Source organism: Phytopseudomonas straminea (genome assembly GCF_900112645.1).
GTDB lineage: Bacteria > Pseudomonadota > Gammaproteobacteria > Pseudomonadales > Pseudomonadaceae > Aquipseudomonas > Aquipseudomonas straminea.
The window spans coordinates 1-13,393 of record NZ_FOMO01000004.1; the positions used below are offsets into that span (position 1 = coordinate 1).

The 13,393-nt window shown below is 61.2% G+C and carries 4 protein-coding genes; 2 read left to right on the forward strand and 2 right to left on the reverse strand.

The genetic code is table 11. The annotated features are described in order from the left end of the window. Positions 1–69: 69 nt before the first annotated feature. On the forward strand, positions 70–10,173 hold the full coding sequence (locus tag BM279_RS10550; protein WP_279626499.1) for an Ig-like domain-containing protein: 10,104 nt from the start codon (positions 70–72) through the stop codon (positions 10,171–10,173). A 124-nt stretch (positions 10,174–10,297) separates the two neighbouring features. Continuing rightward, complete coding sequence (locus tag BM279_RS10555; protein WP_013792353.1) at positions 10,298–10,636, forward strand: hypothetical protein; 339 nt, start codon at positions 10,298–10,300, stop codon at positions 10,634–10,636. Here BM279_RS10555 and lapD read toward each other — a convergent pair whose 3' ends face one another. Both lapD and lapG read right to left on the reverse strand, forming a co-directional pair. Further along, positions 10,637–12,568 carry a cyclic di-GMP receptor LapD gene (lapD, locus tag BM279_RS10560; protein WP_093503556.1) on the reverse strand — a complete coding sequence of 644 codons (1,932 nt, stop codon included), beginning with the start codon at positions 12,566–12,568 and terminating at the stop codon, positions 10,637–10,639. Positions 12,569–12,588: 20 nt separating this feature from the next. Next, positions 12,589–13,284 (reverse strand): cysteine protease LapG, encoded by a 696-nt coding sequence (gene lapG, locus BM279_RS10565; protein ID WP_244154154.1) that lies wholly within the window; start codon positions 13,282–13,284, stop codon positions 12,589–12,591. Positions 13,285–13,393 lie beyond the last annotated feature (109 nt).

Consider the following 13,393-nt stretch of genomic DNA (forward strand, 5'->3'; position numbering starts at 1 on the left):
CCGTACTCGGTCGATGCCAAAGTCACTGACCCAGCCGGCAATACTGGTTCGGCCACTGACAGCGGCGCTATCGACACCACGGCTCCGCAGATCACTGTCGATGCTCCAGCCATTACCAACGACACCACCCCGACCATCGTCGGCACCACCGATGCGCCAGTCGGCAGCATCGTGACGCTGACCATTACTCAGGGTGCCAACACCTTTACCGTCACCACACCGGTTCTGGCGGGTGGCACCTACAGCGTCGAGCTGACTCAGCCGCTGGCTGAAGGTCCGTACTCGGTCGATGCCAAAGTCACCGACGCGGCTGGCAACACCGGTTCGGCTACTGACAGCGGCGCTATCGACACCACGGCTCCGCAGATCACTGTCGATGCTCCAGCCATTACCAACGACACCACCCCGACTATCGTCGGCACCACCGATGCTCCGGTCGGCAGCACCGTGACACTGACCATCACGCAGGGCACGACCGTGCTGACCACCACTGCTACGGTCGTGGCTGGCGGCACTTACTCTGCTGATGTACCGGCTGGCTTGGTTGAAGGCCCGTACTCGGTCGACGCCAAGGTCACTGACCCAGCCGGCAATACTGGCTCGGCCACTGACACCGGTGCTATCGATACAACGCCACCCGCTCCGACCATCACCCTCGATGCCAACATCACTGCCGATGACGTGATCAACATCGCAGAGTCCACTCAGCAGATTCCGGTCACCGGTACTGTCGGTGGCGATGCCAAGGTCGGTGACACCGTCACCCTGACCGTTAATGGCAAGACCTTTACTGGTCAGGTACAGACCGACAAGACCTTCAGCATCAACGTCCCAGGTTCCGACCTGGTCGCCGACGCCGGCAAGACGATCAATGCCAGCATTAGCACCACCGATGCTGCCGGCAACATTGGTACTGCCACGGACAGCGAAGGCTATAGCGTCGACGTCACTGCCCCAGTCCCGACCATCAGCCTCGATGCCAACATCACTGCCGATGACGTGATCAACATCGCTGAGTCCACTCAGCAGATCCCAGTCACCGGTACTGTCGGTGGCGATGCCAAGGTCGGTGACACCGTCACCCTGACCGTTAATGGCAAGACCTTTACTGGTCAGGTACAGACCGACAAGACCTTCAGCATCAACGTCCCAGGTTCCGACCTGGTCGCCGATGCCGGCAAGACGATCAATGCCAGCATCAGCACCACCGATGCTGCCGGCAACATTGGTACTGCCACGGACAGCGAAGGCTATAGCGTCGACGTCACCGCGCCGGTGCCGACCATCAGCCTCGATGCCAACATCACCGCCGATGACGTGATCAACATCGCTGAGTCAACTCAGCAGATTCCGGTCACCGGCACTGTCGGTGGCGACGCCAAAGTCGGTGACACTGTCACCTTGACCGTCAATGGCAAGACCTTTACTGGTCAGGTACAGACCGACAAGATCTTCAGCATCAACGTACCGGGCGCCGACCTGGTCGCCGATGCCGGCAAAATCATCAACGCCAACATCAGCACCACCGATGCGGCCGGCAACACTGGTACTGCCACGGACAGTGAAGGCTATAGCGTCAACGTCACTGCACCCGCTCCGACCATCACCCTCGATGCCAACATCACCGCCGATGACGTGATCAACATCGCAGAGTCCACTCAGCAGATCCCGGTCACCGGTACTGTCGGTGGCGATGCCAAGGTCGGTGACACCGTCACCCTGACCGTCAATGGCAAGCAATTCACCGGGCTGGTAACCAATACCAACGGCACGCTGGGCTTCAACATCAATGTCCCCGGCGCCGACCTGGTCGCCGATGCCGGCAAGACGATCAATGCCAGCATCAGCACCACCGATGCTGCCGGCAACATTGGTACTGCCACGGATAGCGAAGGCTACAGCGTCGACGTCACCGCACCAGTGCCGACCATCACCCTCGATGCCAACATCACCGCCGATGACGTGATCAACATCGCTGAGTCCACTCAGCAGATCCCGGTCACCGGCACTGTCGGTGGCGATGCCAAGGTCGGCGACACCGTCACCCTGACCGTCAATGGCAAGCAATTCACCGGGCTGGTAACCAATACCAACGGCACGCTGGGCTTCAACATCAATGTCCCCGGCGCCGACCTGGTTGCCGATGCCGGCAAAACCATCAATGCCAGCATCAGCACCATCGATGCTGCCGGCAATATCGGTACCGGCACCACGTCCGAAAGTTATAGCGTCGACGTTACCGCCCCTGTCCCGACCATCACCCTCGATGCCAACATCACCGCCGATGACGTGATCAACATCGCTGAGTCCACTCAGCAGATTCCGGTCACCGGCACTGTCGGTGGCGATGCCAAGGTCGGCGATACCGTCACCCTGACCGTCAATGGCAAAGAATTCACCGGTTCGGTCGTTGCCAGTCCAAATGGCACGCTGGGCTTTAGCATCAACGTGCCCGGCGCCGACCTGGCCGCTGATGGCGATCGCACCATCGATGCCAGCGTCAGAACCACCGATGCCGCAGGCAACGTTGGCATTGGCGCGGATACCGAAAGCTACCGCGTCGACATCACACCGCCTGCAGCGGCAATCGATATCGTCAAGATCTCTGAAGACACGGGAACTCCCGGGGACTTCATCACCCGTGACAGCACCCTGACCGTAAGCGGTACGGTCGGCCCTCTGGGCGCTGGCGAGAAAGCGCAGATCAGCGTGGACGGCGGCAGCACCTGGACGGACCTGACCGTCAGCAACGGAAACTGGGACTACGCGGATGGCCGCACCCTGTCGCTGGGTGATCACACCTATCAGGTACGCGTCATCGATGATGCGGGTAACGTGGGCTCCACCGACACCCAGAAAGTCACCATCATCGCCAACCAGGATCCGATCGCGGTTAACGACCCAGGCATGGCAGCCGGTCTCACCGGCCAATATTACGCCTACCACGAAGGGGCGAACCTGGATGGGGCGAACCTGACCTCCCTGGCTCAGGTGCGCGCCTTTATCGCCGCCAACTCGCCTGATGCCGCCTTCGTGGCGAAGAACATCAATTACAGCCTGAGTGGCGGCGACCTCGGCGGAAATAACAACCTGCAGTCATTCCTGGGCTCTGACGCGGCATCGTTGAACGTCGACCCGGAAAACAGCAGTGACGCGATCATCAGACTCAGCGGCACCTTGCAACTGCAGGCGGGCAACTACCAGTTCCAGGTCAGGGCGGACGATGGCTACAGCATTGCGATCGATGGCGTGATCGTCTCGAGGTTCGATGGCAACCAGTCGCCGAGCACCAACAGCGGCTCGTTCACCATCAGTGAGCCTGGCGCGCACACCATCGAAATCATCTACTGGGACCAGGGTGGTCAGGCCGTACTGCAACCCACGCTGAGTTTCGCTGGCGGCCCTTACCAGCCGCTGGGCAACTACTCTCCGGCCCAGGCCAACCCTGCCCTGGTCACCGGGCACGACAATGCCTTGACGATCTCCCAGGCAACGCTGCTCGCCAACGACAGCGACGCGGACGGTGACAGCCTGCGTATCGTCGGCGTGGATAATCCCAAGCATGGCACCGTTACGCTGAACGACAACGGCACCATCACTTTCACACCCGCAAGCAATTACTACGGCCCCGCTTCGTTCAGCTACACCGTCAGCGATGGCAATGGTGGAACCAGCAAAGCCACGGTCACGGTGAACGTGACGGGCGACGCGGCTGCGAGTATCGGTGCGGTCAGCAATGCCGTGGACAACACCGGGGGCCAGGTGGATGAAGGCGACAGCGCCGTCTTCACCGTCAACCTCAGCACTGCCAGCCTCACCACCACGACCTTCAGCCTGGCGCTTAACGCGGGCACCGCAACAGCGGGCAATGACTACAACGGTACGCTGACCAACCAAAGCTTCAGCAATGGTGTGACCTACAACGCCGCCAACGGAACCGTCACCGTGCCTGCAGGCGTTTCCAGCTTCACGGTCACCGTGCCGACCATCAACGACAGCGTGTTCGAGCCGACCGAAAGCTTCAGCCTGACCGTTGGCGGCAAGACCGGTACCGCGACAATCTTCGACAATGATGCCGCTCCAGCTATCAATGCCGTCAGCGCTGCAGTCGATAGCACTGGCGGCCAGGTCGATGAAGGCGACAACGCCGTCTTTACCGTCAACCTCAACAATGCCAGCAGCACGCCGACCACGTTCAGCCTCGCGCTCAATGCCGGTACCGCAACGGCCGGCAGTGACTACAACGGCACGCTGACCAACCAGAGCTTCAGCAACGGCGTGACCTACAACGCCGCCAACGGAACCGTCACCGTACCGGCGGGCGTGACCAGCTTTACCGTCACGGTGCCGACCATCAATGACACCGTTTTCGAGCCAACTGAAACCTTCAGCCTGACCGTAGGTGGGAAAACCGGCACTGCGACCATCATCGATAACGATACGGCGCCTGCCGTAAACACCGTTAGCGCTGCGGTGGACAGCAATGGCGGCCAGGTCGATGAAGGCGACAACGCCGTCTTCACCGTCAACCTCACCAACGCCAGCAGCACGCCGACTACCTTCAGCCTCGCGCTGAATGCGGGTACTGCGACTGCCGGCAGCGACTATAACGGCACCTTGACCAACCAAAGCTTCAGCAACGGCGTGACCTATAACGCCGCAAACGGCACCGTCACCGTTCCGGCCGGCGTCACCAGCTTTACGGTCACCGTGCCGACCATCAACGACACCATCTTCGAACCGACCGAAACCTTCAGCCTGACTATCGGCGGAAAAACCGGCACAGCGACCATCATCGACAACGATGCGGCGCCGACTGTCGGCAGCGTCAGTACTGCTGTGGACAGCAGCGGTGGCCAGATAGATGAAGGCGACAACGCGGTCTTCACCATCAGCCTCACCAACGCCAGCAGCACGGCAACCACCTTCAGCCTGTCGCTGAACGCTGGCACGGCAACCGCCGGTAGCGACTATAACGGAACGCTTACCAACCAGAGCTTCAGCAATGGAGTGACCTACAACGCTGCAAACGGCACAGTAACCGTGCCTGCGGGTGTAACCAGCTTTACCGTCACCGTGCCTACCATTGACGATACCGTCAGTGAGCCTACTGAGACCTTTAGCCTTACCGTTGGCGGGAAGACCGGCACGGCAACCATCATCGACAACGATGCCGCGCCGACTGTTGGTTCTGTAAGTTCGGCGGTTGATAGCGCCGGCGGCCAGGTCGATGAAGGCGACAATGCTGTCTTCACCGTCAACCTCACCAATGCCAGCAGCACGCCGACGACCTTCAGCCTCGCGCTGAATGCCGGTACTGCCACTGCTGGCAGTGATTACAACGGCGCCCTGACCAACCAGAGCTTCAGTAATGGCGTGACTTATAACGCCGCAAATGGAACCGTTACCGTTCCAGCCGGCGTGACCAGCTTCACCGTCACCGTGCCGACCATCGATGACACCGTCAGCGAGCCCACTGAAACCTTCAGCCTTACCATTGGCGGCAAAACCGGTACTGCGACCATCATCGACAACGATGCGGCGCCGACTGTCGGCAGCGTCAGTGCTGCTGTGGACAGCAGCGGTGGCCAGGTCGATGAAGGCGACAACGCCGTCTTCACCGTCAACCTGACTAACGCCAGCAGCACGCCGACCACGTTCAGCCTCGCGCTGAATGCGGGCACTGCGACTGCCGGTAGCGATTACAACGGCACATTGACCAACCAGAGTTTCAGCAACGGTGTGACCTATAACGCGGCAAACGGCACAGTAACCGTTCCGGCTGGCGTCACCAGCTTCACCGTCACGGTACCGACCATCAATGACACCGTTTACGAGCCAACCGAAACCTTTACGCTCAATGTGGGCGGCAAGGTCGGCACGGCAACCATCATCGACAATGACCCGGTTCCGACCGTCAGCACCGTCAGCTCGGCGGTGGACAGCAGCGGAGGCCAGGTCGATGAAGGCGACAACGCCGTCTTCACCGTCAACCTCACCAACGCCAGCAGCACGCCGACCAACTTCAGTCTCGCCCTGAATGCCGGTACTGCGATTGCCGGTAGTGATTACAACGGCACGCTGACCAGCCAAAGCTTCAGCAATGGCGTGACTTATAACGCCGCGAACGGCACCGTCACTGTTCCGGCTGGCGTCACCAGCTTCACCGTCACCGTGCCGACAGTTGACGACACTGTCTTCGAACAGACCGAAACTTTCACACTGACGGTCGGCGGGAAGACCGGTACCGCGACCATCATCGATAACGATGCGGCGCCGACTGTAAGCTCTGTGAGCTCGGCAGCTGATAACGCCGGCGGCCAGGTGGACGAAGGCGACAACGCCGTCTTCACCGTCAATCTCACCAACGCCAGCAGTACAGCTACTACTTTCAGCCTCGCGCTGAATGCGGGCACTGCGACTGCCGGCAGTGATTACAACGGCACCCTGACCAACCAGAGCTTCAGTAATGGCGTGACTTATAACGCCGCAAATGGAACCGTCACCGTTCCGGCTGGCGTCACCAGCTTCACGGTCACGGTACCGACCATCAATGACACCGTTTACGAGCCAACCGAAACCTTTACGCTCAATGTAGGCGGCAAGGTCGGTACGGCAACCATCATCGACAACGACCCGGTTCCAACCGTCAGCACCGTAAGCTCCGCGGTCGACAGCTCCGGCGGCCAGGTCGATGAGGGCGATAACGCCGTCTTCACCGTCAACCTCACCAACGCCAGCAGCACGCCGACCACCTTCAGTCTTGCCCTGAATGCCGGTACTGCGATTGCCGGTAGCGATTACAACGGCACCCTGACCAACCAAAGCTTCAGCAACGGCGTGACCTATAACGCCGCAAACGGCACCGTCACCGTTCCGGCTGGCGTCACCAGCTTCACCGTCACGGTACCGACTATCAACGACACCGTTTACGAGCCAACCGAAACCTTCACGCTCAATGTGGGCGGCAAGGTCGGTACTGCGACCATCATCGACAACGACCCGGTTCCGACGGTGAAAACCATCGAAGTCGGTCAGCCTGGCACGGCCGATGACAATGTGGTCGAAGGCAACAACCTGGTATTCAACGTCACCCTGAGCAACGCCAGTTCGACGCCGACCCTGCTGTCCTTCAACGCCACCGGCACGGCAACCGCCAACGTCGATTACAAGCTGGACGCTCAGAGCTTCAGCAACGGTGTGACCTACGATGCCAACACCGGCAAGATCACCGTGCCAGCAGGTGTCACCAGCTTCTCGGTTACCGTGCAGACCCTTGCCGACAACGTAGTAGGCGAGCCGTTGGAGACGGTGAAGCTGGACATCGGCGGCCAGAGCGCCACTGGCGGCATCATCGATGGCACGCCGGATGCGAAGGACGACAGCTACACCAAGGTCACCGGTCTGAAAGCCGAGTACTTCGGCTATAACGACACAGGCACCGGTGCCGGCAACGACGGCGCCAACCTGACGAACCTGAGCCAGGTTCGCCAGTTCATCGACACCCACAAAGCCGCGGCGACCTTCAATGCCACGACGCTGGATTACGGCAACCTGAGCAACGCCACGGGCCTGGGCAACGGCACCAACCTGCAGGCTTTCCTGGGCGTCAACACCACAACGGGTAATGGCGCCAAGGCCAACGCCCTGTCCACGGACCCCGGTGATACTTCCGACGCCATCATCAAGATGAGCGGCTACATCAACCTGGCCGCAGGTACTTACCAGTTCCGGGTGACCGCGGACGACGGCTACAGTATCCGTATCAATGGCCAGGTGGTCGCCGAATTCAACAACATCCAGTCGAGTGCGACCGCCACGGGCAAATCCTTCACCATCGGCGCTGCCAATGCCGGACCTCAGCAGATCGAGATCATCTATTGGGATCAGGGCGGCGATGCACGCCTGAAGGTCGAGGTAGGCCAGGGAGGCAACTTCAAGGTCGTCGACTCGGACATGCTCTACCACGTGCCGACCACCTCCAGCCTGACGATGGACGCCGGCGACAGCCTGACCATCGCCAGCAGCACCCTGCTCGGCAATGACACCGACCCGAACAACGACAGCCTCTCCATCACCAGCGTTCAGAACGCCACCAACGGCACGGTCACGCTCAACAACGGCAATGTCGTGTTCACGCCCAAGTCGGGCTTCTACGGCGACGCCACCTTCCAGTACACCATCAGCGATGGCAAAGGCGGCAGCGACACGGCGACCGTTACCCTAAAGGTCAACCAGGCCGCCAATGTTATCCACGTGGCTGGCGACGGCGCCAACGACAACGGCGACAACACCATCCGTGGAGGCGCCGGCAACGATGTGCTACTGGGTGATGCCGGCGGTACGCTGACCACCCTTCAGCCGGCGACCAACTACAACATCGCCCTGCTCGTCGACACCTCAGGCAGCATGCAGGGTGACCGCATGAGCCTGACCAAGACTGCGCTGTCGAACTTCGTGAAAACCCTGGCGGGCCACGATGGTGTGGTCAACGTCACGCTGGTGGGCTTCGCTGAAAAGGTAACCCTCAGTGCCAAGGTCGAAGACCTGCAAAGTGGCACAAGCCTCGACGCCTTGCTGGCGAATATCCAGAAGCTCACCGCCAGTGGCGGCACCAACTACGAGGCCGCCTTCAAGGAAGCGAGCGCCTGGTTCGACGCACAGAGCACTGCCGGCCATACCAAGGCAGCCGGTTACGAGAACCTGACGTTCTTCCTGTCCGACGGCGACCCAACCTACTACTACAACGGCAATACCACTGCGCTCAGTGGCAACGGCTCGGCGACTACCGATCAGGTACTGCTGGGCTCGCTCGATACCTTCAACGTGCTCGCCGGCAAGAGCTCGGTGCAGGCCATCGGCATCGGTTCGGGGGTCAGTGAGAAGAACCTGAGCCTGTACGACAACACCACGGATACACTGGCATCCACCTACCTGACCAATGGCACGCAAGCCGTGCTGGCCAACTTCAACAACAACACCAGCGGCTGGAACAACCTGGGCAGTTGGGACACGTCCGGAACAGGTGGCGGTAGCTCCGTAAGCCGCAGCGCCGACACGCTGGTAATCCGGGATACCTGGGGCGGCACGCCTGTCACAGCGGCAACCCCGACATTGACGATTGCGGACGGCTCCTTCAGCAGCTTGAAGTTTGCCTACGGCACAACGGACACCGGCAGCGGCGACTCGCTCACCTGGAAGCTGCAGCAATTGGTAAATGGCGCCTGGACCGATGTACAAACGGGCGGCGGAACCACTGGCGGCAACTGGACGAACGTCGAAACCTCGGTGGTCGGTGCAGGTACCTATCGCCTGGAGTTCAGTGTTGACGACAAGTCGTTCAACCTCAACAGCGCCTCCATGTCGATCGACAATATTACCCGCGTGGACTACACCAAGGTGCCGGTCGGCAAGGTCGAGATCGTCAATTCGGCCGATGAGCTATCGGTGGCCCTGCACGGTGGCTCCAACGCCAATGTGCCGGTGAGCGTGGGCAACGACACCATCTTCGGCGGCGATGGCAACGACATCATCTTCGGCGACGTGATCAACACCGACGCGCTGCCTTGGGGTCTCAATGGCAACCCGGCCAAACCCGCCGACATGTACAACGGCTCGGGAGTGAAAGCCCTGGAGACCTTCCTGGAGCTGAAGAACGGCGTCGCACCGACCAACGCAGACCTGTACGACTATATCCGCGCCAACCACGACACCTTCAACGTGGCCGGCGATACCCGCGGCGGCGCGGACAAGCTGTACGGCGGCAACGGCAACGACATCCTCTACGGTCAGGGCGGCAACGACCTGCTGGTCGGTGGTGCAGGTGACGACATTCTGTTCGGTGGTGCCGGTGCCGATACCTTCGCCTGGCAGAAAGGCGACTTCGGCAAAGACGTGATCAAGGACTTCAACGTGGCCGAGGGCGACACCATCGACCTCAGCTCGCTGCTGCAGGATCACAGCAACAACCTGGACAGCTACCTGAAGCTGGTGACGGACAACGGCAGCTCTACCCTGCTGATCAGCACCAAGGGCGAGTTCAACAACGCCGACACCACCACCCAGCAAGTCGCAGCCAAGGCCGACGTGCAGATCGATCTCGGCCAGGCCAGCCTGCCGAGCTACGACATCAACACGCTGATCGCCAACCACACGATCAAGGTCGACCCCTGATAGGCCAGTGCCCCGCCACACTTTTGTGGCGGGGTGTTAGGGTCTGTTGATGTTTTAGCGCGAGCCGTGCGCGAAACGTCAACAGACCCTAAGCTATAGCAGACAGGTTTTAGCGGAGAAGGCCGTGTTCTACATAAAACGTAATGCCGAAGGCGAACTGCTGCGCGTGCAGCCCGAGCCTTTCGAGGGAATGAACGGCGAGCTGACGGCCGATAGCGAAGAGGCGCGAGCCTGGTTTTCCAATCAGAACGTGGAAAGCAGCCTGCTGCAACTCAAGCAGAGCGACCTGGACATGATCCGCGTGCTCGAGGATTTGATCGACGTGCTGATAAAGAAAGGCGTGGTGCGCATCACCGACCTGCCGGAGGCGGCCCAGAGCAAGTTGATGGGCCGCAGCCGAGCGCGTGACGCACTCGGCGGCATGAACCGTTTGATCAACGACGAAGAGCGCGGCCTGATCTGATCAGGCCCATGCCGCCGGCTCGCTGAACAGGCGCCCCTGCACCCCGCTGACGCCCATTTCCTGCAGTACTTGCCACTCCCCACGGGTTTCCACCCGCTCGGCGATCAAAGGCAGATCGATGCTGTTGGCCGCCCGCTGCATGGCCTCGATAAACAGGCGCTTGTCGCCTTCCTGATCGATGCCGCGAATGAAGCTGCCATCGACCTTCAGGTAAGCCAGGCCGAGTTTGGCCAGGTTACCGATCATGCTGAAGCGCCCACCGAAATGCTGCAGACCCAGCTCGACACCCAGGCTGCGCAGCTTTCGGGTGATCGTCTCAAGCTCGGCAGGTCCGGGCAGTTGGCCTTCGTCCAGTTCCAGAATCAGACGGCCAGCGACTGCCGGATGCAGGCGTAGCCGTTCGTAGATCTGCTCCAGCACCCGTGCGTCACGCACGCTGCTGCCGGACAGGCTCAGCGCCAGCTTGCCGTCGTGACTAGCGAGCTGCGCCAGCAAGGCGTCAAGCATCACCAGATCCAGACGCGCGGTCCAGCCAAAGCGCTCCAGCCACGGCAGAAACTGGCCGGCGGGAATGGTTTCGCCGCGCTCATCGAGCAAACGCGCCAGTACCTTGTTGTGTAACACCTGAGTCGGCTCGGCAGCATTGACCACCGGCTGCGCGTACTGCAGGAAACGCCCCTCCAGTAGTGCGCTGTCCAATAGACGGTGCCAGTCATTGCGCTCGCCGGGGGCAGCGGCTTGCGGGCGATGCTCGACGAACGCCCAATTGCTGTGGCTGTTGCTGACCGCTTCAGCCAGCGCGGCATCAAGTGCGCTATAGAGCTCGCTGCTGCTCGCCCCTGGTGCGAAGCTGGTGATACCGATATGCGCCACGGGTGAGCAGTCGCTGGCTCCGGTCTGCTGCAGCGACAGCAAGGCGTTGCTCAGTTGCTCGGCCAGTTGCTCGGCTTCCTGACGGTCGACACCGGCAGCCAGCAAGGCGAATTCACCACCGCGGTTACGCGCCAGCAGGAAACGCCCCTGGCTGACCTGCTGCAGTTGTTCGGCCACAGCTTTGAGCAGTTGGTCGGTGCGCTGTCCGCCAATACGCTGGTTCAGCCCGGCTAGGTCATTAACCCGCAGCAGCATCAGCACACCGCTGCTGGCCCGCTCTTCACCTGTCAGGCGGGCCTCCAGGTCGAGGTCGAAATAGCGACGGTTGGCCAGCCCGGTCAGGCTGTCCTGGTAGGCTTCGGCGTGCAGTTTCTCGCTGCGCGAGGCTTCCTCGTCGAACAGTGTTTTGAGCTTTTCCACCATCTGGTTCATGGCGGCCACCACCCGGCGAAACTCCGGCGTGCGTGGCAGCTTGGAGGCACTGAGAAACTCGCGGCGGGCGATGGCGTTGGACTGCTCGACCATATACTCCAGCGGGCGCAGCTGCCGCTTGAGCAGCAGCACGCCCAGGCCGATGCACAGCAGGCTGATCAGCGCCAGCCACAGGAAGGTGGCGTAGGCGGTCTGCCACAGCTTGGCGATGGCGAAATAAGGATGGCTGACCACTTCGACATGGGCTGCCTGGTTCCAGCCGTCACTGACGATGGCGTCGCCCTGGGCCGGCGCCAGGTCTACCAGATCGGCGAACCACTGCGGCGCGCCGCGCCCCAGGCTCGGGCCGGAACGCTCGACCAGCACCTTGTCGTCGGGGCCGATCACGCGGATGCTCTCGAAATAGCCGCTGTCGAAGATCGAGCTGACCATCAGTTCCAGCATCGCCGGGTCGTCCAGGTGCGAGCCAAGCGACAAGCCCAGCGCCGTGGCGGCGTCCTGCGCATGGGAGCGCAACTGGTTGACCTGCTGCTCGCGCGAGCTCTCCACGTTGACCACGACGCTGCCGGCGAAACTCACCAGCATCAGCACGCAGATGGCGACACACAACTGCTTGAACAGTGACATGCACAACTCCTCGCTACGCCTTAAGGAAACCCTTCGGCGCGCATTTTCTTCAACAAATCCTGCCAGCGCGAAAGGCGCTTGCTGTCTCCCACCTGTTTGCCGCCTGCCGGCCCGGGCACCCACAGCCCTTCGGCGTTGAAGGCATACACGGGCACCAGATCCCGGCGTTCGGTCGCCGGTTCGATGGCATCGATCAGGTTATCCAGTACCAGCGGTACCGAGGTGGGGGTCGGGTAATAGGTCAACACCATGTGCGCCTGGTTCAGGCGCACGGCTTTTACGTAGGTGATGCGCAGCTTTTCAGGCGGCACGCCCAGCTCGCGCAGGCTGAAATACTTGGCGATGGCGTAGTCTTCACAATCGGCCGCGCCGCGCATCAGCGCCTCGACAGGCGTCGCCCAGTAGTCGGCAACACCCCAGATTTCCTGGTCATCACGAAAACGCAGTTGCAGATTGAAGAAGCGGTTTACAGCCTTGAGCTGGTCGGCCTCGGGAGCATTGCGCTGCTCGTCGAGCAGGCGCTGCCAGGCATCTATACGCGGTTTGCCGGCGCCCAGCGGGCCGTAGAGTTTTTCGGCGCGGGCGGCAATACGCTGGAAGTCCCACTGCGCCTGCAGCCCGCCCGCCACCAGCGACAGGGCGAGCAGCCACGCCACCAGCACAGGCCAGCGAGAACGAAGTGAGAGAACGCCAGAACCGCCGATGGGCACGACCATGCTTCCAGACAGGCAACGCCATCATGGTGCGGTGCGTAAGGCTAAAAAACAATTGCTAGATGCCACTACAGGCGACGAACGTGCCGATGCGCACCGGGGTGCGCATCGG

What these genes read in the sequence shown, in the direction of transcription:
- lapG (WP_244154154.1), bottom strand. Translation starts at nt 13,284, where the DNA reads ATGGTCGTGCCCATCGGCGGTTCTGGCGTTCTCTCACTTCGTTCTCGC.
- lapD (WP_093503556.1), bottom strand. Translation starts at nt 12,568, where the DNA reads ATGTCACTGTTCAAGCAGTTGTGTGTCGCCATCTGCGTGCTGATGCTG.